Origin of the sequence: Polynucleobacter sp. es-EL-1 (genome assembly GCF_018687975.1) — a bacterium.
Lineage (GTDB): Bacteria > Pseudomonadota > Gammaproteobacteria > Burkholderiales > Burkholderiaceae > Polynucleobacter.
In genome coordinates this window covers 977,980-1,000,764 of record NZ_CP061310.1, presented here as the reverse complement: position 1 = coordinate 1,000,764, position 22,785 = coordinate 977,980, and the positions used below count along the sequence as shown (strand labels likewise).

Here is a 22,785-nt window from a genome sequence, read left to right as displayed (position 1 = left end):
ATATTATCGCGCAACGATAGCTTGCCAGTGATCATCGATCAAGCCTTCAATGGGCTGGAACTTGGCTTTATAAGACATCTTTTCGCTATTCTCAATATAGTAACCAAGGTATAGGTATGGCAGTTCTAGCTCAAGGGCCTGCCTAATTTGCCACAAGATGCTGTAAGTACCGTAGCTGGCAGAGGGGTTAGTAGTATCAAAGAAGGTGTAGACCGAGGAGATGCCTTGTTCAAGGATATCGATCATGCTGACCATGCGTAACTTGCCAGGATGGGTATCTTGCGGGCCATCCCGAAATTCAACAATCCGAGAATTTACACGACTTTGCAATAAAAACTGCATGTATTGATCTTGGTCATCGCGATCCATATCGTCATCAGCATGACGGGTCATTTGATATTGTTGATAGAGCTCATAATGCTCTTCTTGGTAACCTAGATTTAAAACTCGGATTTCAAGGCCTTGATGCTTTTTCCATGAACGGCGCTGGCTTCGATTGGCTTGAAACTGAGCAACAGGAATGCGGGTTGCGATGCATGCGCGGCATTCATCGCAATAGGGGCGATAGGTATATAAGCCGCTGCGACGAAATCCTGCATTGACTAACTCCCCGTACAAATCGGCATGAATTAGATGAGACGGTGTGGCTACTTGCGAACGCGCAATCTTTCCCGGTAGATAGCTACAGGGATAGGGTGCAGTTGCATAAAACTGCAAGGTTGTTAAAGGAAGCTCTTTAAGCTGTGTCATAACCAGTGACTCAGTATCTCTTTATTAAAAGTCCAAGGTAGCTCTATATTAGTTTGCTTTAGCGCATTGTGCAGATGATTTAAAAAGACCTCTCGTGACAGGGGTGCAGCCCCGAGTGAACGTAGGTGTGCAGTTTCTTGCTGGCAATCAATCATCGCTATAGCATGCTCTGTGCACCAAGCACAAAGCGCGGCTAAGGCCAGTTTAGAGGCGTCCGTTTGATGGCTAAACATGGATTCACCGAAGACCATGCCGCCAAATGCAACACAGTACAAACCGCCAATTAGTTGTCCATGATCAACAATAGCAATGCTATGGGCGTGACCCTCGTCATGTAGCTTCGTGTAAGCATCCATGATTTCGTGGGTAATCCAAGTGCCATCTTGATCTTTCCTTCTGGCAGTCGCGCACGATCGAACAACCGCAGCAAAATCATGATCAACTTCTACGGATTTACGGGGGTCGTTTAGAAAATTTCTGATGGTCTTTTTGAGAGACTCATGGCATTTGAAGTCTGCAGGTTTAAGTACCATGCGAGGATTGGGTGACCACCACAGCACTGGTTGATTATCAGAGTACCAGGGAAAAATCCCCATTTGATAGGCTCTAGAAAGTTGACCGGGGTAAATGCGCTCACTCACCGCAACCAATCCTGGAACGCTTGGATCTGGATCGGGTGATAGGAGTGGATTAGGAAAGGGATCCTGAGCGCCTAACCAGGCAATATTGCTCATGAATGGGCGCCTAATTAAATCTTTTCTGTGGGGAGGACATCTCTTGTCCTGACGCTGATTTGTGCATCAGCATGCAGTAAGCCCGCAGCGCGATCAGCAAAAAACCATTCTAGAGTTTGCTTTACTGTCGGAAAGGCGAGCTCTTGCCAGGGAATTTCATGTTCATAAAATAGCGCCACCTCAAGACTCTCTTCTCCCGCATAAAAATATGGGGTATGCATCTGAGCTAAATAAAAGAGGTGAACTTGCTCAGCATGGGGCACATTTAATAAGGAATAGAGTGGACCAATTTCCACTATCGCACCAGCTTCTTCTTGAGTTTCGCGTGCAGCACCAGCGCTGGTACTCTCGCCTAGTTCCATAAAACCTGCAGGCAGAGTCCAATAACCGTGACGTGGTGCTATGGCCCGCTTGCACAGTAAAACCTGTTCTCCATAGACCGGAATGCTACCGACTACATTGCGCGGATTACAGTAATGAATCATCCCGCAGGATTCGCAGACATGACGCTCACGCGAGTCATCCGCCGGAATTTTCACGGTGATAGGTGAAGCGCAATTGGAGCAAAACTTCATGCTTGCTTTCTATAAATAGGCTGGGATAACGCCACGTAATGCATTAGTGAGCATGATAGCCTTCGCATTCTTCACATCATTAATAGTAAGGTTAGCTTCATGGGCATTTCTCTGGGGATCGCTCAGAATGATGGAGCGCATCACCCCAGGTAATACGCCAGCATTGAGTGGTGGTGTAAGCCATTGATTGCCATCAGCAGCTTGAATAAAAATACTACTTCTCCCACCTTCAGTGACAAACCCTTTTTCATTGATAAAGAGGGCATCAAATCCCCCTAGGGATTGTGCTTTTTGCCATGCCATATCATAAGCATCCCTAGCGCTAACTTTATGTTGTAGCAATACATTGCCAGAGTGCATGATCGCATCCTCTGGATTAGAAAGAATATCGCTTGCCCAAAAAATTCTTACTTTTTCCTCTAATGCTGCTAGTGCTGATAATTGCCATGTCACAGCACCTTTAAAATCGACATCGACTCGTAAACGGTATTTGCTAGACTTGTCACATGAACTACATGCTGCATAAATAAGCTCTTTGACATGATCTCTTGATAAGGCAATTCCAAGAGCTAGTGCAGAGTGTTGCAGACGATTAAGGTGGCGCTCAATATGGGCAGGCTCACCATTCACAATCAGAATGGTTTCAAACAGGCCCACCTCACTGGGTAGTTGGCACAGGAACTTGGCCTTGATCTGACATTCTTCCCATTCTTGCTGTGCCTGAGAGTCGATCGTAATTCCAGCACCCACGCCTAGAGTAAAACGAGAAGCCTGCGTCTGGATATCACGTTGAATTTCAATCGTGCGAATAGGCACGCTCAGCGCAAAATCACCGCTAGGATCTAACCAACCCAAGGCGCCACAGTAATAGCCGCGATCAGATGGCTCAAGCTCTTGAATAATTTCCATGCTGCGCTTCTTGGGTGCCCCTGTTACTGACCCACAGGGAAAAACGGCATTGAGGATGTCGAGCAATTGAATCTGCGGCTTTGCTTGTGCCTGAACGGTGGAAGTCATTTGCAATACATCACCATGTCTTGCCACTTGGAATAGGTGCGGCACACTCACTGTCCCTGGCAAAGCAAGTCTGCTCAAATCATTACGCAAGAGATCAACGATCATGACATTTTCAGCTTGATTTTTAAGGTCTTGACAAAGCTGGTCTGCAGATTCGCTTAAGGCATTGGCCGTGCCTTTCATGGGCATGGCTGTTAAGGTTTGCCCATTGCGCGCAATAAATAACTCAGGGGATTGAGAAAGAATATAGTTTTCGCCATCTTCAATATAGGCACCAAATCTTCCTGGCTGACGTTCTCTTAAACGCTGATAGAGTGCTAGCGGTTCACCATAGGTATCGCCAGTAATGCGATAGGTATGATTAATTTGGTAGCAATCACCACTCTTAATATATTCATGAATGGTAGCGATGTCTTGAGCAAATTTCGCTTCGTCTAGCGAATTGGATAGATTGGCAATCCCCGAGGGTTTAGGCGTATTACTTGATTGAGTAAGTTGATTGTTTAAAAATGCGTCAACTTGCTCTTTGCTTAATGCCTCATAGGAATCAAATGACCAAGCCTGAATTAGGGGATGATTTAAGTGCGTAGATAAACTATTTTCACGGCTTGGCAGATGATGAATGAGGCGACCAAGTTCATAGGCAAATGCGACTACTACGAATTTGCCTTGATGAAGTACCTCTTGGATCTCGAGGAGGCATTGCTCAATGAGCCTCTTATTATCTGCATCGCAATGAGAGGCTGTAATGCTCCAGCTGCGTAACGGATCCTGATAGAGTCGACTCGTCGGCTGTATTAGGGTGCTCTGAGCATCATCGAGCAGAATCATGGTCTTGATTGCTGGAGTAGCACTTACTTCAGAACAGTTGCTGATTCGATAGTGACTGTTTTGCTTGGTACATCGGCCATACGCCCCATTTTTGGTGCGCTTGCAACCATCGTTGGCACTTTACGAATGTCATCAATCGTTTGCGTACCAGAAATTACTTTGCCAAACACGGTGTAGCCATTACCCATAGCATTGGGATAATTGAGGCCTTCGTTATCTTTGACGTTGATAAAAAACTGGGCAGTAGCTGAGTCAGGGTCAGAAGTGCGAGCCATTGCAATGGTGTACGTTTGATTCTTCAAACCATTTTGAGCTTCAGATACTACTGGTGCATTAGTGGGTTTTTGAACCAAGTCTGGAGTAAACCCACCTCCTTGAATCATGAAGCCATTAATAACGCGATGAAAAATGGTGCCGTTATAAAAGCCGCTATTGACGTAGTTCAAAAAATTAGCAGTCGTCTTTGGTGCCTTCACAGAGTCAAGCTCAACTACGAAATTACCCATAGTGGTTTTGAATTCCACTTTAGGTCCAGCAAATGCGCTGATGCTACTTAAACAAGTAGCGGCAAATACGAGGGCAGCAATGATATTACGCATGATGTAAGTCCTTGTGATAAATAGAGAGTTCTTTGAATGCATTGTATTGGGATGAAAGAGCTTATGCTGCTTAGAGTCCAAAAGGCATATTTTTGGCCCGCAAATAGGTGGGCTCCTCAAACATCCCGGGTCTAGCTAGATAGTCTAATGCCCAGTCAATCGTATCAAGACCCCAAAAGCATTGCTCATTGATAACCAGTGCAGGGACCCCAAATGCACCATCCTCTTTAGCTAAATGAGTATTGGCTATCAGTTTTTCTTTAGCCATTGGACTATCCGGCTTAGGGGTTTGGATAGGTAAACCCAAATATTCACAAAACTGAGGCCAGGATAAATTGGGATCCTTGCCCTCTAACCAAACATAATCAAAGGCGCGCTCCACCATCTGCCAGTTGGCATTTTCTTGTGCCAACAAACGCTGAGGTGCAACAGTCAGGAATGGATGATGTTCTGGAAACCGAAATGGTATGCCCAATTTTTCGGCTAGCCAAACGCAGTATTGATAGGTGTGTGGGCGTTTTGCAGGAATCTCTCCAGGCCCCCGATTATCGGTTGCCCTAAAAAGTCCCCCTAGCAAGATTGGGATTGGTTCAATCTCAATTTGATCAGAAAGGCGGTGACGCTGTTTGATATAAAAATAGGAAAAGGGCGAAATGATGTCGTAATAGAGTTTGGCCTTGGGCTTGCTGATATTGTTCGGGCTCATTTTGACTTTGAATCTACATCGAGTTTGCGTAAGAAGGCCATCTTTTCGGCTATTTGTGCTTCAAGTCCTCGATCAACCGGCTCATACCAATGCGGCTCTGCCATGCCTTCTGGTAAATAGGTTTCGCCTGCGGCATAAGCATGAGGTTCATCATGTGCATAGCGATATTCTTTACCGTGACCTAATTCTTTCAGAAGCTTAGTCGGGGCGTTGCGCAAATGATTCGGAACAGGCTTAGTCTGATCATTTGCAACATAAGCTCGAGCAGCATTAAACGCTTTATAACTGGCATTACTTTTGGCTGCTATCGCGAGGTAGATTACAGCTTGACCTAGAGCGAGCTCACCTTCTGGCGAGCCAAGACGTTCATAGGTTAGTGCAGCATCATTTGCCAGCTGCATGGCGCGCGGATCTGCCAGTCCAATATCTTCCCAGGCCATGCGAATAATGCGTCTGGCTAAATAGCGTGGATCTGTACCGCCATCAAGCATGCGACATAGCCAATACAGTGCAGCGTCTGGATTTGAGCCTCGAACCGATTTATGCAGAGCAGAGATTTGATCGTAAAAGTGATCCCCCCCTTTATCAAAGCGCCGCGCTTGAATGGTCAGGGCATTTTCAATAAAAGCTTGATCAATATTGGTCGTTAAAGAATTGGGTGCGGAAAGCGCATTACGTACCTGCTCAATAAGGTTAAGGAGACGGCGGGCATCTCCATCAGCATGGGTAATGAGAGTCGTGACAGCAGCTTCATCAAAAGTAAGCTCAGGCATTGCACAAGAACGTGCGCGCTCAAATAATTGCTTGAGCTCTTCAGTGCTTAAGGATTTGAGTACATAAACTTGTGCCCGAGAAAGAAGTGCAGAGTTGACTTCAAAAGAGGGGTTTTCAGTCGTGGCACCAATAAAGGTAAATAGTCCAGACTCTACATGCGGGAGCAATGCATCCTGTTGGCTTTTATTAAAGCGATGAATTTCATCAACAAACAAAATAGTTTGCTTGCCTTGTTCAGACATATTGCGTTGGGCTTGTTCGATGGCCTCCCGAATTTCTTTTACACCAGCCAGTACCGCTGAAATTGCAATAAATTCTCGATCAAACGCCTTGGCCGATAGCCTTGCCAGTGTAGTTTTACCGACACCAGGAGGGCCCCATAAAATCATTGAATGGGGCTTGCGAGCGGCAAATGCCAGTTGCAGAGGCTTGCCTGTTGCTAATAGGTGCGCCTGTCCAATCACTTCCTCTACGACGCGAGGGCGTAAAACCTCAGCTAAAGGGGCTGGTGGATCTTGATCAAAGAGCGTACCCATGTGTGCTGGGATTAGTCCTGTAGAAATAACATGACTAATGCGGCCCACACTAAACAGCTCACTGAGACGATAGTCAGTCGGTTGCGGATTCGCATAAAGGCACCGCAAGCTTCTTCACTTGAAAAATAATATTGATAGGTCTCTTTATCAATATTGCGTTGAATGATCAGTGCTGATGCCAGAATTAATAGGCCTACTGGAATGTAAATATGTAGAGCGACCCAAGCCACCAGCGCAGGAACCACTCCCCAGATCCAAGCGTTACGATCTTCCCAGCGATCGCCTGGAGGATTTTTTCCGAGGGTATGAAGATTCGCACCCCAGTGCAATGCGCCCATAAATGCCGTGATGACCGCCCCATAACCAGCTAATGATTCAGCGCCTAAATAATTAAGGGGAGTTGGCGCCAATTGAACAACTAAAGCAAGTACAACAAAAGGAATTAAACCTGCATAAGATAATTTAATGACAAGAGGGGGCAAGGGGTTCACGATACTTCTTTATGGATGAGGTTAAGAAAAAATAAGTTACTGGTCGTATTGATAAACGCCGCGACCCGTTTTGCGGCCAAGATAACCAGCAGCCACCATTTCACGCAGGAGAGGGCAGGGACGATATTTGGAGTCACTAAAGTTTTCAAAATAGACTTCCATGACGGCTAAGCAGGTATCAAGACCAATGAGGTCAGCCAATGCGAGTGGACCAATCGGTTGATTGCAGCCCAGCTTCATGCCCGCATCAATATCTTCTGGGCTGGCAAGGCCTTCATACAAAACAAAAAAGGCTTCATTAATCATGGGCAATAAAATCCGGTTCACTACAAAACCTGGCGAATTTTTAACCGTAATAGGCTCTTTACCAATTCGCTTAGCCATCTCAATAATGGCGGCATGGGTGGCATCGCTCGTTTGTAAACCTCTGATGACCTCTACTAAAGCCATGAGTGGAGGGGGGTTAAAGAAGTGCATGCCAATAAAGCGTTCGGGATGAGAGTCGAGGGCAGCTAGCTTGGTAATCGAGAGTGAAGATGTATTGGTGGCAATGATCGTTTCTGCACTAACGATCTCGTCGACTTGCTTCAAAATCTTTTCTTTAATAGCTTGATTTTCTGTCGCAGCTTCAATCACCAATTGCAAACCCCTGAGGTCTGCGTATGAAGTGCTTCCTTTAATGTGTTTTAATGCGGCCGCTTTGGATTCATTGGTAAGCGTTTCTTTCTTGACCAAACGATCTAAGCTTTTGGAAATTTGCGCAAGCCCTCGCTCTACGGCAGCATCATTAATGTCAACCATCACTACATCTAGGCCAGCGACTGCGCATACTTGAGCAATGCCATTACCCATGGTGCCCGCGCCGATAATGCCGACTGATTGAATCTTCATGCTATTTCCTTTTTTGATACTGAGTTGAACCAAACAATTGCTCTCTTGCCTTGTCATCATGCAAGGGCTTGCGCAACGCTGTTAATACTTCAACGCCACGCTTCACCGCAGGACGGTCACCCACCATTTCAAACCAGCGCTTGAAATGGGGATAGTCATTAATATCGATGCCTTGATTTTTCCAATTGCGTGTCCAAGGAAAGATGGCAATATCCGCAATGGAGTACTGCTTTCCAGCAATATAGGCATTATCTTTCAGTTGATGATCTATGACGCCATAAAGACGCTTTGCCTCATTGGTGTAGCGATTGATCGCATACTCAATCTTCTCAGGGGCATAAATGCGGAAATGGTGGTTTTGTCCTAATAGCGGGCCCAAGCCACCCATTTGGAACATCAGCCACTGTAGAACCTCATATTTACCCCGCACGGATTTGGGTAGAAACTTTCCCGTCTTGGCGGCGAGATAGAGCAAAATCGCACCGGATTCAAAAAGGTGTATCGGTTTTCCATCTGGTCCCTGTGGGTCAACAATGGCTGGAATCTTGTTGTTTGGGCTTATCGCCAAAAACTCTTTTTTAAATTGGTCGCCAGCACCAATATCAATTGGATGGGCAATCCAATCTTTGCCCAATTTATAACCACACTCTTCGAGCATGATATGCACTTTATGGCCATTTGGTGTAGGCCAACTATAGACATCGATGATGTCTTTTTTATGTGTTGTAGTGGTCGCCATATTTTTCCTTAAAAAATTACAGTGCTTGTAGTCTGTCAAGTGCAGTGTGAAGAGTTTTCTCTTGCTTTGCAAAACAAAAACGGATCACGCCAGATTCTTTAGGCTGATCATAAAAAGCAGAAACAGGAATGGCCGCCACACCAATCTCCGTAGTAAGCCATGCGCAGAAATCAGCCTCCCCCAATTTAGCTTCGGGAATTTGCAAATTGGAATAGTCAACGCATTGAAAATAGGTTCCGGGGGAAGGTAGCAGTGTAAAGCGCGTATTTTGCAAGCCTGCTCTAAAGTAGTCACGCTTAGTTTGATAGAAGGCGGCGAGATCTAAGTAATGGCGAGGCTCTTGCAAATACTTTGCCAAACCATATTGCATCGGAGTGTTCACTGTAAATACATTGAATTGGTGTACCTTACGAAACTCTTTCATCATGCTAGCGGGGGCAGCTACATAGCCTACTTTCCAGCCAGTGACATGGTAGGTCTTACCAAAGCTTGAAATCAGAAAGCTTCGTGCGGCTAACTCTGGGTGACTTGCTACGCTTTGGTGCAGTTTCCCGTCATAGACCATGTGCTCGTACACCTCATCACTCAATATCAGAGCGTTCGTATTTCTGACTAACTGAGCTAACTGGTCTAAATCAGATCTTTGCCACACCATCCCCGTTGGATTGTGGGGTGTATTAATAATTACCAAGCGCGTTTTATTGCTTATCGCTTTAGCTAATGCATCCCAAGGAATCTCATAAGAGCTAACGCGGCCATCTGTATCTCGTTGCGCTATTAAAGAGACCGCAATTGTTTTTCCACCGGCAAGCTCAATCGATGGTCGATAGCTGTCATAGGCTGGCTCAATGATGACAACTTCATCGCTTGGGCTTACACAAGAGAGTATGGCGGTAATAATTCCCTGTGTGCCACCTGCAGTGATGGTGATTTCCGTATCAGCATCATATTGATGACCATAGAGGGCCAGATTCTTTTTTGCCACCTCTTGGCGTAATGGTGCAATACCAGCCATGGGCGGGTATTGATTGTGATCAGCTAGCATGGCGGCGTTGACATCTGAAATCAATTGCCTATCGCAAGGAAAGTCTGGGAAGCCTTGGCCTAAATTAATTGCCTGATGCTCTGCAGCTAGCGCTGACATCACGGTAAATACCGTTGTTCCAACCTGTGGAAGGCGGCTCGGGAACTGCGGGGTATTCAGTGGTTTTTGATCCATTTGGTGGTTTAGGGCAAATATGATGGGTAGTCGCTAGAATGGAAGTAATTCATACTGAAATTGTGCCATGCTGATCGTTCTTTCACCTGCTAAATCTCTTGATTACAAAACCCCCGCCAAGGTTAAGGCGCCAACTTTGCCTGAGTTTGTCTCAGAATCGGCCAAGTTGATTGCCGATCTGAAGAAATTAGCCCCCCAAGAGGTAGCTGATCTCATGGGTTTATCCGACCAGCTGGCCGCCTTAAATGTGGGTCGCTATCGTGATTGGTCCAAGAAGTTCACTGAGGAAAATAGCAAGCCTGCAATTTATGCTTTTGATGGGGATGTTTACGATGGTTTTGACGTCAAATCACTCAATCCCAAGACGGTTGAGTTTGCTCAGGACCATATTCGTATCTTGTCCGGTTTATATGGCGCCTTAAGGCCTCTCGATTTAATGCAACCCTATCGCCTAGAGATGGGTACCGCATTTAAGAATGCCAGAGGTAAGGACTTGTACGCTTTTTGGGGTGAGCGGGTTACCGAATCCCTTAAAAAAATCCTCGAAAAGCAAAAGAAACCCGTTCTGCTTAATTTAGCTTCTGAGGAATATTTCAAGGTGCTACAACCCCAGAATCTCGATTGCCCAGTCATTGCCCCGGTTTTTCAGGATGAAAAGGATGGTAAGTACAAAATTATTTCTTTTTATGCAAAGCGCGCAAGAGGTTTGATGGCGCGTTACGTTGTTGAAAATCGCATTACAGATCCTGCCGATTTGAAAGGTTTTAATTTAGATGGTTATAAATACTATCCATCCGAATCCAAACCAGAAAAACCAGTCTTTAGACGTTCACAAAGAAAGTAAGAGAAGGCTTTATGGCTGTTCATCGTACGAAATCTTCGCAGCGTACATCTCCAGATGTTGAGCGACTTGTTGCGGATGCGATTTCATTGGCGGCATCAGGCAGTCAAATTGAAGATCGTTTTTGGGAGAGCCGTCTGGATGCACGTTTATTGCGATTGTTAAAAAGTCAAAATCAAAATGTGATTGATGCTGCCTTAGATCAAACCTTTAGAATTAATACGGTTGCTTTTGAGGTGCTTGCCGATTGCGCAGAAACCTTAGCTGAGTCTATTACGATGGAGCACGAAGGTCAGAGTTGGGATGTTTTACTGTTGGCTTTGCCCATTGTGGCGCACACGCGCTATCAGATTCCATCAGGGGCTTTGCCAGTCAATGTGATTGAGGCAACAGCAGCAGCCTTGCAGAGCTCGATTGCCTCACTAGATACTCGCCTGGCCATCATTCCCTGGCTTTACAGCATAGATCAAATGCCGCATTCTCATTGTCAAACGCGTTTGCTAACAGAAGCTTTAGCCACGGCTGCCATTTCTTCAAGTGAGGTGAAGTTAGAGCTACGTGATATGTCTGAGACTATTGCCGTTCTGGCTGACCCGCGTTTCATCATTGCCGCTATTGCTGCGCCTAGTGGTACGCCGCTGTTTCGTTGGCAGGCTGAAGCTCCAGTACGACAAGAGCGGGGCGTGAGTTTAATTGGTTGGCAAACTGCCATGCATGATCCGATTGCTAATCTTTTACCGGGATGTGAATTTGAATTGCTATTGCCAGAGGCGTACTTCACCAATTGCCGTCTAGCAGATAAGCATGTCAGACCTTTGAGTATTCGTGCAGCAGTCAATTTTTTAGAGAGTACTCTGGGTGTATTACCTGCAGGACTTTCTTGCGTGGTTGGGGCATTTGGTGAAGAGCAGGCTGATGAATACCGTATCTCATTTGGCTTAAAGGGTTCCTCAGAGGTCGTTTATGGCGTTATTTGGCCGCTTTATGATCGTGAAAGTGTTGCCAATGACGCATTGAATGATTTGGCGGATGACGAGAGTCCGATGAAGAAAATTACGGATGCTCTTCATGATGCTGGGGTTGATGATGTGTTTCGGCATGCCATGCTATTTGATCCAGAGCTATGTGATGATTGTGGAGCACCTTTATTTCCAGATCGCTCGGGTGAAGCGGTACATGCTGAAATGCCGGATGACGCCCCTACACAACAGCCACTATTTCATTGAGATTTTTTTGCCAAAGAAAAAGCCGAGGAATCCTCGGCTTTTTTCATGCTGCAGTAAAACTGTTGAACTAGTTTTGCACAAACGGTTCTGCATCAGCAAACAGGTGAGGTAACTTGCCTGTTTTCATTTCTGCTGTTTGACAAAAATCTGCAAGACGAGTCCCAGACTTAATATTAAAAAGCATAGCCTTATTACCGAGTACCACTAGGTCATGTCCACTGTTAGTATTTTTATAACGCAAACTACCAGGCAAAGAATTTTCACGAACCAGCTCAAAAGTTTTGGATTGCCAAGTTAGGCGAATCTTTTCTATTGTCCCGGTCGTATTAAATTGTTTGCTATCGCTGCAAGTCCATGTCGATACTGCCTCACTTGCATTGGCTGTGCCAATAAAGCCAGCAGCCATCATGCTTATGAGGAGAAGGGTACGCTTCATATATTCAAATCCTTATGAGAGAAGGTGTTTAACGCCTGCTTGCTCTTCAAGCAATTCGTTAAGAGTGTGATTCATGCGCTCACGTGAGAACTCATCAATCTCTAAGCCCTCGACCATTTTATATTCGCCATTTTCACAAATGACTGGATAGCCGTAGATGACTTCTGCTGGAATGCCGTATTCACCTTTAGAAGGAATACCCATAGTGACCCATTTGCCATTCGTGCCCAGAACCCAGTCACGCATGTGATCAATGGCTGCATTCGCTGCAGAAGCTGCAGAAGACAAGCCGCGGGCGTCAATAATGGCTGCGCCACGCTTACCAACGGTTGGAATGAAAACATCTTTATTCCAAGCGGGATCGTTAATGCTGTCTTTGACAGACTGGCCATCAATCGTGGCAAAGCGATAGTCAGGATACATAGTCGGGCTATGGTTACCCCAAACAACCAATTTTTCGATATCAGCAACTGGCTTATTAAGCTTATTAGCAAGCTGTGACAGAGCGCGGTTGTGATCTAAGCGAAGCATCGCAGTAAAGTTCTTCGCAGGAATATCTGGAGCAGATTTCATGGCGATATAAGCATTGGTGTTTGCAGGGTTGCCAACTACTAATACCTTTACGGTCTTCTTAGCAACTGCATTGAGGGCTTTGCCTTGGGCTGTGAAGATTTGGGCATTTGCTGAGAGCAAATCTTTACGCTCCATACCAGGGCCACGAGGACGTGCGCCAACCAATAGGGCTACATCAATGTCTTTAAATGCGGTCATTGGGTCAGAGTGAGCAGTCATACCAGCCAATAGCGGGAACGCACAGTCCTCAAGTTCCATCATGACGCCAGCCAACGCTTTTTGTGCTTTTTCGTCTGGAATTTCAAGTAGCTGGAGGATTACAGGCTGATCTTTACCGAGTAAATCGCCATTAGCGATGCGAAAAAGTAGGGAATATCCGATTTGACCGGCTGCGCCGGTGACCGCGACGCGCATTGGGGCTTTTGCCATTACTAATAACTCCAGTTGAGGTTAATTAATTGAAATCTTTTCTATTATCCATTCAAGTGTAGGGACTTTCCATTTACACTGTCAATCATGTCTTATATAAGATATGAAATAGAAGTATTATTTTATCGAATTGATGTTGTGCCGGAGTGAATTTGAGCCTCATTACTGAACCTACTGCCTCTTTTAGCCCTCTTTATGAGCAAATCAAAGCCATGATTTTGGCTAGTTTGCAAGCTTCTGAATGGCTTCCAGGCGATGCCATTCCCAGTGAAATGGAGCTTGCCGCACGGTATGCCGTCAGTCAAGGCACTGTTCGCAAGGCCATTGATGAGCTTGCAGCGCAAAATCTTCTAGTACGCCGGCAGGGTAAAGGCACCTTTGTAGCCACCCATCAAGAAGAGGATTGGCAGTATCGTTTTTTACGCCTAGAAACAGACTTAGGCCAAAAATTACACCTGAAAAACCAGTTTTTAGCTTGTGAGCGCATTCAGGCTGATGCTTATAGGGCTGGCTTACTGAAATTGAAGGCCGGCGAAACCTTGATCCGCATTGATCGCGTGCAAAGCTCCAGTGGCAAGCCCATCGTTTTTGAAGAAATTTGGCTACCGGAAGCACGCTTTCAAGGCTTAACGCTTGAGGCACTCAATAACTGGCCAGGGCCGGTATATGCCTTTTACGAAAGTGAATTTGCCACGCACATGGTCAGGGCCGAAGAAAAAATCAAGGCAGTTCTTGCTGATGACAGTCTTGCAAATCACCTACACCTACCAGTTGGTACAGCGCTACTCTCAGTGGAGAGGGTGGCCTTTACCTATGGAAATAAACCCGTTGAAATTCGGCATGCTCGATATGACACTTCTGAGCAGCACTACGACAATAAATTGAACTAAGCAGTACACTCAATAATCAGTAAAAACCATTAAAAACCCCTTAAAAACGCTAAAAATCCCCCAAACGACCCTAGGTTTCCAATAGAATATGTTGCAACACAACAAAACCTCCTTGAACCTCCTCCAAAACAGAGAGATTGCCCATGGTTGATGCCCAGCAAGATGTAAAAAGTGCCAAACCGGTTTATCGGAATATTGGCTTAGCCCAACTCATTAAGTACCGTTTGCCGTGGGCTGGAAAGGTGTCGATTCTGCACCGTATCAGCGGGGCAGTATTGTTTTTGATGTTGCCATTTTTACTCTATCTTTTTGATCAGAGCCTGGCTTCGGAGTTGAGCTATCAGCAGTTTCAGGCAATCATGAGCCATTTCTTGGTAAAGATCATTTGCCTCGGTCTAATTTGGGCCTTTTTGCACCATTTCTGCGCGGGTATTCGTTACCTGCTGCTTGATCTCGAAATTGGTGTTGAGAAGGCAGATGCCAATCGTTCTGCAATCGTCGTATTTTTCTTAGGCCTCGCATTAACTGCAGTAGTTGGTCTTAAATTGTTTGGCCTGTACTAAGCGCCTCTTATCTAAGGAAATCTCATGCCTATTTATCAAATTGGACCAAAGCGTTTAGTAGTCGGAGCGCACTACGGCCTAAAAGAATGGATTATTCAACGGGTTACTGCCATTGTGATGGTGGTGTTTACCGTCATTTTGCTAGTGGACTACGCCATTACTGGTAGCGCAACTTACGAAGGCTGGGCGAGCTTATTTAGCAACCAGTTCATGAAACTCTTAACGCTTTTAGCGTTCATTAGTTTGTTCTATCACGCATGGATTGGTATTCGTGATATCTGGATGGATTACATCAAACCCGTCAGCATTCGCTTAACACTGCAAGTGTTAACTGTTTTGTATCTTGTGGCCTGTGCGGCCTATGCCGTTCAAATTTTGTGGAAAGTGTAAGTCGATGACTGCGATTAAAAAAGCATTGCCACGCCGTCGTTTTGATGCGGTGATTATTGGTGCCGGTGGTTCCGGTATGCGCGCTTCTTTGCAATTGGCTGAAGCCGGATTAAATGTTGCGGTATTAACTAAGGTATTCCCAACACGCTCACATACAGTGGCTGCACAAGGCGGTATTGGTGCCTCACTGGGCAATATGAGTGAAGATAATTGGCACTATCACTTCTACGACACCATCAAAGGTTCTGATTGGTTGGGTGACCAGGATGTGATTGAGTTCATGTGCCGCGAAGCACCTAAAGTGGTTTACGAGCTTGAGCATTTTGGCATGCCATTTGACCGTAATCCAGACGGCACCATTTATCAGCGCCCGTTTGGTGGTCATACAGCGAACTATGGTGAGAAGCCAGTGCAGCGCGCTTGCGCCGCAGCAGATCGCACCGGTCATGCCATGTTGCATACCTTGTACCAGCGCAATGTGCGCGCTAAAACCAATTTCTTTGTTGAGTGGTTGGCATTAGACTTAATTCGTGATGACGCTGGCGATGTTGTTGGTGTGACTGCGCTTGAAATGGAAACCGGTGAGGTTTATATCCTCGAAGCCAAAGTTGTCATGATGGCTACTGGCGGTGCTGGTCGTATTTGGGATGCCTCTACAAATGCCTTTATCAATACTGGTGACGGTATGGGTCTGGCAGCTCGCGCTGGCATTCCATTGGAAGACATGGAGTTCTGGCAATTCCACCCCACTGGCGTAGCTGGTGCAGGCGTGTTGTTGACAGAAGGTTGTCGTGGTGAAGGCGGTATCTTGCGCAATAAAGATGGTGAGCGTTTCATGGAGCGCTATGCACCAACGTATAAAGATTTAGCGCCACGCGACTTCGTATCACGTTGTATGGATCAAGAAATCAAAGAAGGGCGCGGTTGCGGTCCTAATGGCGACTATGTTGTCCTTGACTTGACCCACATTGGTGCCGAAACCATCATGAAGCGTTTGCCTTCTGTTTACGAGATTGGTATCAACTTTGCAAACGTTGATGTAACCAAAGAGCCAATTCCAGTGGTGCCAACCATTCACTATCAGATGGGCGGTATTCCTACGAACATTAATGGTCAAGTGGTGGTGCCGGCTAATGGTAAGCACAATGAGATCATTAACGGCTTGTACGCTATTGGTGAGTGCTCATGTGTATCCGTTCACGGTGCGAACCGTTTGGGCACAAACTCATTGCTCGACTTACTCGTTTTTGGTCGTGCAGCTGGAAATCACATCGTTGCAATGGATCTCAAGAATCGCGAGTTCAAGCCATTACCAGCTAATGCTGGAGAGCAAACTATGGCTCGCATCGCAGCATTGGATAACTCTACTTCTGGTGAGTATGCGCAAGATGTTGCGAATGATATTCGCAAGACTATGCAAAAGTATGCTGGTGTATTCCGTAATCAAGAGTTGATGGATGAGGGTGTACGTCAAATGGCAAAGCTGACTGAGCGTGCTAAACATTTGTGGGTTAAAGATAAATCACAGATTTTTAATACCGCTCGTATTGAAGCATTGGAAGTGGCCAATCTGATTGAAACCGCGAATGCAACCATGATCTCGGCTGCAGCTCGCAAGGAAAGTCGTGGTGCACATTCACACGACGATCATCAAGAGCGTGATGATGCCAACTGGATGAAGCATACGCTTTGGTATAGCGAAGGCAATACGCTTTCCTATAAACCAGTTGTATTACAGCCATTGACTGTCGAGTCCTTCCCACCTAAAGAACGTACTTTCTAAGCGAAGAGAAATAAAGATGAGTGATATTCGTATATTTGAAATTTATCGTTACGATCCAGATGTCGATGCAGCGCCGCGCATGGAACGCTATGAGTTAGAGCTTACTGGCGAGCGCATGTTGCTTGACGCTTTGATTTCTCTCAAGAAACAAGATGAGACGATCTCTTATCGCCGTTCATGCCGCGAGGGTGTTTGTGGCTCTGATGCGATGAACATCAATGGTAAGAATGGTTTGGCATGCTTGACTAATATGCTGACCCTACCAAAGGTGATTACATTACGTCCATTACCTGGCTTGCCGGTAGTGCGTGATTTGATTGTAGACATGACCTTATTCTTCAAGCAATATTTGTCCATCAAGCCTTACTTGGTGAATGACAATCCGGCTCCTGAAAAAGAGCGTTTGCAGAGCCCTGAAGAGCGCGAAGAGTTAAATGGTTTGTATGAGTGCATCTTGTGCGCTTCTTGCTCAACCTCATGCCCATCTTTCTGGTGGAATCCAGATAAGTTCGTTGGCCCTGCTGGCTTGCTTCAGGCTTATCGCTTTATTGCTGACAGTCGTGATCAAGATACTGCGCAGCGTCTCGATAATTTGGAAGATCCATATCGTTTATTCCGCTGCCATACCATCATGAATTGCGTGGACGTATGTCCTAAGCACTTAAATCCAACCAAGGCGATTGGGAAGATTAAAGAATTGATGGTTCGCAGGGCAGTATGACCCTGAGTAATGCAGAGTTATATCGTTTAAAAAGTGATGCCCGCAGGGGTTTACTGGAGAATGATTTAATTCTGCAGCGTTTTTTTGAGCGTTACGGTGCTCAATTAAGTGCAGATGAGGGAAAAGTGCTCAGTCAGTTGTTTGCACTGGAAGATAATGACCTCATGGATTTGCTGATTGGTCGAAGGGATTCGGTTGCAGCATTAGAGGATGAAGCAAAAACAGCTTTATTTAAAACGGTTTTGCAAAAGCTGAGAGAGCGGTAATTCAGCTTTTCATGTAGTAGCAGTGAAAATGCATAGAGTATTAATCATCAATTTGAATGACTAAGGATTAAAAATGATTGAATCGGATATCAAGGCAAAATTATCGTTCTCAGACGGCACACCGGATATTGATCTGCCAATTTACAAAGGCACTATTGGTCCTGATGTCATCGATATTCGTAAGTTATATGGCCAAACTGGAAAGTTCACCTACGATTCAGGCTTCCTTTCTACAGCATCTTGCAACAGCAAGATTACCTATATTGATGGTGATAAAGGTGAATTACTTTATCGCGGCTATCCCATTGAAGATTTAGCGCATAACTGCGATTTCTTGGAAGTGTGTTTCTTGCTCATCAATGGTGAGCTGCCAAATGCCAAAGAGAAAAAAGATTTTGAAGAAATGGTGATGCACCACACCATGGTTCATGAGCAGATGCAATTTTTCTTACGCGGTTTCCGTCGTGACGCGCATCCAATGTCCGTATTAACTGGCTTAGTTGGCGCCATGGCAGCTTTCTACCATGACGAGATTGATTACAGTGATCCGCATGCTCGTGAAGTAGCTCAAATTCGCTTGATTGCTAAAATGCCGACGCTAGTTGCAATGGCTTATAAATACTCTGTAGGTCAGCCATTTATCTATCCAGATAATGCCCTGTCTTATACAGCGAACTTCATGCGTATGATGTTTGCTACTCCTTGTGAGCCATACAAAGTGAATCCAGTATTAGTGCGCGCGCTTGATCGGATTTTCATTTTGCATGCTGATCATGAACAGAATGCCTCCACTTCAACAGTGCGCTTGTGCGGTTCATCAGGTACCAATCCATTTGCTGCAATCTCTGCTGGTATTGCATGCTTGTGGGGCCCGGCTCACGGCGGCGCTAATGAAGCTTGCTTGCAGATGCTCAGTGAGATTCAGGCGAATGGTGGCGTGGACACTATCGGTGAATTTATTGCCCAAGTTAAAGATAAGAACTCTAGCGTTCGCCTCATGGGCTTTGGCCATCGTGTGTATAAGAACTTTGATCCACGCGCCAAATTGATGCGTGAAACCTGTCATGAGGTTCTCAATGAATTAGGTTTGCAGAATGATCCATTGTTTAAGCTGGCAATGACTCTTGAGAAGATTGCGCTTGAAGATGAGTACTTTGTAAGCCGTAAACTCTATCCAAACGTTGATTTCTACTCTGGTATTGTTCAGCGCGCATTAGGCATTCCAACTGAAATGTTTACCTGTATTTTTGCGCTAGCAAGAACAGTGGGTTGGATTGCTCAATGGGAAGAAATGATTACTGATCCTGAGTACAAGATTGGCCGTCCACGTCAGCTGTATGTTGGAGAAACTTCACGTAAGGTTCCTAACATCTCTGTTCGTAAATAAGAGCTTTAGAGGAATTACATGTCACGTACGCTTTACGATAAATTGTGGGATGACCATGTCGTCTATTCAGAAGGTGATGGCACGGCCACGATTTATATTGATCGACAGCTATTGCATGAAGTTACTAGCCCCCAAGCATTTGAGGGCTTGAATTTAGCTGGCCGTCCTGTATGGCGTATTTCTGCAAATTTAGCGGTTTCTGATCACAACGTTCCCACTACTGATCGATCGCAGGGTATTGCTGATCCGATTTCCAAGCTTCAAGTGGATACCTTGGATCAAAATTGTGATGCCTTTGGTATTACGCAATACAAGATGAACGATACCCGCCAAGGGATCGTGCATGTGATTGGACCAGAGCAGGGTGCAACTCTGCCGGGTATGACGGTCGTTTGCGGTGATTCACATACCAGCACGCATGGCGCTTTTGGGGCCCTGGCTTTTGGTATTGGCACATCAGAAGTTGAGCACGTACTGGCTACGCAAACTTTGCTCATGAAAAAGAGCAAGAATATGCTGGTCAAAGTAGATGGTCGCTTACAGCCTGGCTCTACTGCTAAAGATATTGTGTTGGCTGTGATCGGCAAGATCGGTACAGCAGGTGGTACAGGTTACACCATTGAGTTTGCTGGTGAAGCTATTCGTAATTTGTCGATGGAGGGTCGCATGACCCTTTGTAATATGGCGATTGAGGCAGGCGCTCGCGCTGGTTTGGTTGCTGTCGATGAAACTACTATTGAATACATCCAAGGGCGTCCTTATGCTCCGACAGGCGAGGCACTGCGTCATGCTCTGCAATACTGGCGAACATTGCATTCAGATGCTGATGCAAAGTTTGACGCTGTAGTCGAGTTACGCGCCGAAGAAATCGCTCCTCAAGTTACTTGGGGCACCTCACCAGAAATGGTGCTAGCGATTAGTGAGAGAGTCCCTGATCCCGAGAAAGAACGGGATCCTAATAAGCGCCTTGCAATGGAGCGCGCACTGGAATATATGGATCTCATTCCAAATACACCTTTAAGCAATATCTCAATTGATAAGGTGTTTATTGGCTCTTGCACTAATAGTCGTATAGAAGATATTCGTGCTGCCGCTAAGGTTGTAGATCGCCTTGGTAAAAAGATTGCACCGAATGTGAAATTGGCAATGGTAGTTCCTGGTTCTGGCTTGGTAAAAGCACAAGCAGAACGTGAAGGCCTAGATCGCGTGTTCAAAGCTGCTGGATTTGAGTGGCGTGAACCTGGTTGTTCAATGTGTTTAGCTATGAATGCGGATCGCCTTGAGCCGGGTGAACGTTGTGCTTCGACCTCCAATCGAAATTTCGAAGGCCGTCAAGGTAACGGTGGCCGCACCCACCTAGTTAGCCCTGCTATGGCAGCTGCTGCTGCAATTGAAGGGCATTTTGTTGATGTTCGCAAGATTTCATAAGGGAAATACTGTGTCTAAGTTATCTTCACTCACAATCATTAAGAAATTAGCCATCGTAGGCATCGCTGGTCTTTTTATTGCAGCCTGTGCCAACACCATGGAAGGTGTAGGAAAAGATCTCCAAACCATGGGCAACTCTATGGGTGGCAATAAAAATACAAACACTAGCAACCAATCCCAGACTCAAGGGAAAGATGTTGTAGTCACCCCTGTTAAATAAGTTGTGAATTAGTAGAAGATCATCATGGAAAAATTTACGGTATACAAAGGCTTAGTTGCCCCCTTAAACCGGGAAAACGTAGATACCGATGCCATCATTCCCAAACAATTTTTAAAGTCCATTAAAAAAACGGGCTTTGGTCAAAATCTGTTTGATGAATGGCGTTATTTAGACCATGGTGAGCCAGGGCAGGATTGCAGTATCCGTCCCGTTAATCCTGATTTTGTTTTAAACCAGCCGCGCTATCAGGGTGCTGGAATTTTGTTGGCTCGCAAGAACTTTGGCTGCGGTAGCTCCCGTGAGCATGCGCCTTGGGCGCTAGACCAATTTGGCTTTAGAGCCATTATTGCGCCTAGCTTTGCCGATATTTTCTTCAATAATTGCTTTAAAAATGGTCTCTTGCCGATTGTTCTCACAGAACTTCAGGTTGATCATTTATTTAATGAAACCTTTGCTTTTAATGGCTATCAGCTGACGGTTGACCTGGAGCAGCAGCAGGTGATTACCCCCGATGGGACTGCCTACAGCTTTGATGTAGCTCCCTTTAGGAAGCATTGCCTTCTTAATGGTTTGGACGATATTGGCTTAACCCTGCAACATGCAGATAAAATCAAGGCTTACGAAGCGGAGCGCATCTTGAAGATGCCTTGGCTTGCAACCCAATTGCCGTAGTTTTATAGAGTTAAAGGCCTTTCATGAAAATTGCAGTCCTACCGGGCGATGGTATCGGCCCGGAAATCGTTGCTCAAGCTGTCAAAGTGCTCAATGCACTTGGCCCTAAATTTGATCTCGAGACAGCACCAGTTGGTGGTGCAGCCTATGATATTGCAGGTCATCCTTTACCGCCAGCTACCTTAGAACTCGCTAAAAAAGCAGATGCCATTCTGTTTGGTGCAGTGGGTGATTGGAAATACGACGCGTTAGCGCGCGAGCTGCGTCCTGAGCAAGCTATTTTGGGATTGCGTAAACACCTTGAGCTATTTGCCAACTTTAGACCGGCGATTTGCTATGACGAGCTCACAGCAGCATCAAGCCTCAAAGCTGAAATTGTTGGCGGTCTCGATATCTTGATTATTCGTGAGCTCAATGGCGATATTTATTTCGGTCAGCCACGCGGTATTCGCACTTCAGAGTTGCCATTATTTAAAGGCGCTCGTGAAGGTTACGACATGATGCATTACAGCGAACCAGAGGTTGAGCGTATCGGACGCGTTGCTTTTGAAGCTGCTCGTAAGCGTAGCAAGAAGGTATGTAGCGTTGATAAAGCGAATGTATTGGAAACCTCACAACTGTGGCGCGAAGTGATGATTCGGGTTGCTCAAGATTACCCTGATGTGGAGTTGTCTCATATGTATGTTGATAACGCTGCAATGCAGTTGGTTAAAGCTCCCAAGGCCTTTGATGTGGTAGTTACCGGCAACTTGTTTGGCGATATTCTGTCAGATGAGGCAGCCATGCTGACAGGCTCAATTGGTATGTTGCCATCTGCTTCATTGGACAAAAACAATAAAGGTTTATATGAGCCAAGCCATGGCTCAGCCCCAGATATTGCTGGCAAGGGGATTGCAAATCCATTAGCAACAATTTTGTCCGCCGCAATGATGTTGCGTTACTCATTAGGTATGCCTGCTGAAGCGGATCGTATTGAGGCTTCCGTACAAAAAGTGTTATCACAAGGATTACGCACTGCTGATATTTATACCGAGGGTACTCAAAAAGTGTCGACTGTCGAGATGGGTGACGCAGTCGTTGCGGCGCTGTAATACATAT

At 45.7% G+C, this 22,785-nt stretch carries 26 protein-coding genes; 13 read left to right on the top strand and 13 right to left on the bottom strand.

The window, feature by feature from the left end:
- Positions 1 to 3: 3 nt before the first annotated feature.
- From FD974_RS05120 to FD974_RS05070, 11 genes are all read right to left on the bottom strand, one after another.
- Positions 4 to 750 (bottom strand): arginyltransferase, encoded by a 747-nt coding sequence (locus FD974_RS05120; RefSeq protein ID WP_215362969.1) that lies wholly within the window; start codon positions 748 to 750, stop codon positions 4 to 6.
- Complete coding sequence (gene aat, locus FD974_RS05115; protein ID WP_215362967.1) at positions 747 to 1,484, bottom strand: leucyl/phenylalanyl-tRNA--protein transferase; 738 nt, start codon at positions 1,482 to 1,484, stop codon at positions 747 to 749. The genes FD974_RS05120 and aat overlap by 4 nt, the downstream gene beginning before the upstream one ends.
- A gap of 14 nt (positions 1,485 to 1,498) precedes the next feature.
- On the bottom strand, positions 1,499 to 2,059 hold the full coding sequence (locus tag FD974_RS05110; RefSeq protein ID WP_215362965.1) for an NUDIX hydrolase: 561 nt from the start codon (positions 2,057 to 2,059) through the stop codon (positions 1,499 to 1,501).
- Positions 2,060 to 2,068: 9 nt separating this feature from the next.
- On the bottom strand, positions 2,069 to 3,907 hold the full coding sequence (locus FD974_RS05105; protein WP_215362963.1) for a bifunctional chorismate-binding protein/class IV aminotransferase: 1,839 nt from the start codon (positions 3,905 to 3,907) through the stop codon (positions 2,069 to 2,071).
- A 23-nt stretch (positions 3,908 to 3,930) separates the two neighbouring features.
- Positions 3,931 to 4,506: a peptidylprolyl isomerase gene (locus FD974_RS05100; RefSeq protein ID WP_215362961.1), complete on the bottom strand. Its 576-nt coding sequence runs from the start codon at positions 4,504 to 4,506 to the stop codon at positions 3,931 to 3,933.
- Positions 4,507 to 4,576: 70 nt separating this feature from the next.
- The gene (locus FD974_RS05095) at positions 4,577 to 5,212 is read right to left on the bottom strand and encodes a 2-hydroxychromene-2-carboxylate isomerase (protein WP_215362956.1); all 636 of its coding nucleotides are present in this window, start codon (positions 5,210 to 5,212) and stop codon (positions 4,577 to 4,579) included.
- Positions 5,209 to 6,522, bottom strand: a complete 1,314-nt coding sequence (locus FD974_RS05090; RefSeq protein ID WP_215362954.1) for a replication-associated recombination protein A — start codon at positions 6,520 to 6,522, stop codon at positions 5,209 to 5,211. Before FD974_RS05090 ends, FD974_RS05095 begins: the two co-directional genes overlap by 4 nt.
- A gap of 11 nt (positions 6,523 to 6,533) precedes the next feature.
- Positions 6,534 to 7,013 carry a DUF3429 domain-containing protein gene (locus tag FD974_RS05085; RefSeq protein WP_251374543.1) on the bottom strand — a complete coding sequence of 160 codons (480 nt, stop codon included), beginning with the start codon at positions 7,011 to 7,013 and terminating at the stop codon, positions 6,534 to 6,536.
- 36 nt (positions 7,014 to 7,049) lie between these two features.
- Positions 7,050 to 7,904, bottom strand: a complete 855-nt coding sequence (locus tag FD974_RS05080) for a 3-hydroxybutyryl-CoA dehydrogenase (RefSeq protein WP_215362952.1) — start codon at positions 7,902 to 7,904, stop codon at positions 7,050 to 7,052.
- Between the two features lies 1 nt (position 7,905).
- Entirely contained in the window at positions 7,906 to 8,613 is a 708-nt protein-coding gene (locus FD974_RS05075; RefSeq protein WP_215366695.1) for a glutathione binding-like protein, read from the bottom strand.
- 46 nt (positions 8,614 to 8,659) lie between these two features.
- The gene (locus tag FD974_RS05070; RefSeq protein WP_215362950.1) at positions 8,660 to 9,862 is read right to left on the bottom strand and encodes a pyridoxal phosphate-dependent aminotransferase; all 1,203 of its coding nucleotides are present in this window, start codon (positions 9,860 to 9,862) and stop codon (positions 8,660 to 8,662) included.
- A 67-nt stretch (positions 9,863 to 9,929) separates the two neighbouring features.
- On the opposite strand from FD974_RS05070, the gene yaaA reads away from it, so the two are divergent.
- Positions 9,930 to 10,706: a peroxide stress protein YaaA gene (yaaA, locus tag FD974_RS05065; protein ID WP_215362948.1), complete on the top strand. Its 777-nt coding sequence runs from the start codon at positions 9,930 to 9,932 to the stop codon at positions 10,704 to 10,706.
- A gap of 11 nt (positions 10,707 to 10,717) precedes the next feature.
- Entirely contained in the window at positions 10,718 to 11,929 is a 1,212-nt protein-coding gene (locus FD974_RS05060; RefSeq protein ID WP_215362946.1) for a DUF2863 family protein, read from the top strand.
- A 67-nt stretch (positions 11,930 to 11,996) separates the two neighbouring features.
- Here FD974_RS05060 and FD974_RS05055 read toward each other — a convergent pair whose 3' ends face one another.
- Positions 11,997 to 12,365 (bottom strand): hypothetical protein, encoded by a 369-nt coding sequence (locus FD974_RS05055; RefSeq protein WP_215362944.1) that lies wholly within the window; start codon positions 12,363 to 12,365, stop codon positions 11,997 to 11,999.
- A 12-nt stretch (positions 12,366 to 12,377) separates the two neighbouring features.
- Positions 12,378 to 13,367 carry a malate dehydrogenase gene (locus tag FD974_RS05050; protein ID WP_215362942.1) on the bottom strand — a complete coding sequence of 330 codons (990 nt, stop codon included), beginning with the start codon at positions 13,365 to 13,367 and terminating at the stop codon, positions 12,378 to 12,380.
- A 146-nt stretch (positions 13,368 to 13,513) separates the two neighbouring features.
- Here FD974_RS05050 and FD974_RS05045 point away from each other — a divergent pair, with 146 nt between their 5' ends.
- From FD974_RS05045 to leuB, 11 genes are all read left to right on the top strand, one after another.
- Positions 13,514 to 14,257 carry a GntR family transcriptional regulator gene (locus FD974_RS05045; RefSeq protein WP_251374542.1) on the top strand — a complete coding sequence of 248 codons (744 nt, stop codon included), beginning with the start codon at positions 13,514 to 13,516 and terminating at the stop codon, positions 14,255 to 14,257.
- A 143-nt stretch (positions 14,258 to 14,400) separates the two neighbouring features.
- Positions 14,401 to 14,820, top strand: coding sequence for a succinate dehydrogenase, cytochrome b556 subunit (gene sdhC, locus FD974_RS05040; RefSeq protein ID WP_215362938.1), 420 nt, complete (start codon positions 14,401 to 14,403; stop codon positions 14,818 to 14,820).
- 24 nt (positions 14,821 to 14,844) lie between these two features.
- Entirely contained in the window at positions 14,845 to 15,210 is a 366-nt protein-coding gene (gene sdhD, locus FD974_RS05035; RefSeq protein WP_215362936.1) for a succinate dehydrogenase, hydrophobic membrane anchor protein, read from the top strand.
- A 4-nt stretch (positions 15,211 to 15,214) separates the two neighbouring features.
- On the top strand, positions 15,215 to 16,993 hold the full coding sequence (gene sdhA, locus FD974_RS05030; RefSeq protein ID WP_215362934.1) for a succinate dehydrogenase flavoprotein subunit: 1,779 nt from the start codon (positions 15,215 to 15,217) through the stop codon (positions 16,991 to 16,993).
- A gap of 16 nt (positions 16,994 to 17,009) precedes the next feature.
- The gene (locus FD974_RS05025) at positions 17,010 to 17,714 is read left to right on the top strand and encodes a succinate dehydrogenase iron-sulfur subunit (RefSeq protein WP_215362932.1); all 705 of its coding nucleotides are present in this window, start codon (positions 17,010 to 17,012) and stop codon (positions 17,712 to 17,714) included.
- Positions 17,711 to 17,980, top strand: a complete 270-nt coding sequence (locus tag FD974_RS05020) for a succinate dehydrogenase assembly factor 2 (protein WP_215362929.1) — start codon at positions 17,711 to 17,713, stop codon at positions 17,978 to 17,980. Before FD974_RS05025 ends, FD974_RS05020 begins: the two co-directional genes overlap by 4 nt.
- A gap of 73 nt (positions 17,981 to 18,053) precedes the next feature.
- On the top strand, positions 18,054 to 19,367 hold the full coding sequence (gene gltA / locus FD974_RS05015) for a citrate synthase (protein WP_215362927.1): 1,314 nt from the start codon (positions 18,054 to 18,056) through the stop codon (positions 19,365 to 19,367).
- A gap of 18 nt (positions 19,368 to 19,385) precedes the next feature.
- A complete protein-coding gene (leuC, locus tag FD974_RS05010) occupies positions 19,386 to 20,795 on the top strand; it encodes a 3-isopropylmalate dehydratase large subunit (protein ID WP_215362925.1) in 1,410 nt (469 codons plus the stop codon).
- A gap of 10 nt (positions 20,796 to 20,805) precedes the next feature.
- Positions 20,806 to 21,015: a hypothetical protein gene (locus FD974_RS05005; protein ID WP_251374541.1), complete on the top strand. Its 210-nt coding sequence runs from the start codon at positions 20,806 to 20,808 to the stop codon at positions 21,013 to 21,015.
- Positions 21,016 to 21,039: 24 nt separating this feature from the next.
- Positions 21,040 to 21,687: a 3-isopropylmalate dehydratase small subunit gene (leuD, locus tag FD974_RS05000; protein ID WP_215362921.1), complete on the top strand. Its 648-nt coding sequence runs from the start codon at positions 21,040 to 21,042 to the stop codon at positions 21,685 to 21,687.
- Positions 21,688 to 21,710: 23 nt separating this feature from the next.
- The gene (gene leuB / locus FD974_RS04995) at positions 21,711 to 22,778 is read left to right on the top strand and encodes a 3-isopropylmalate dehydrogenase (RefSeq protein WP_215362919.1); all 1,068 of its coding nucleotides are present in this window, start codon (positions 21,711 to 21,713) and stop codon (positions 22,776 to 22,778) included.
- Positions 22,779 to 22,785 lie beyond the last annotated feature (7 nt).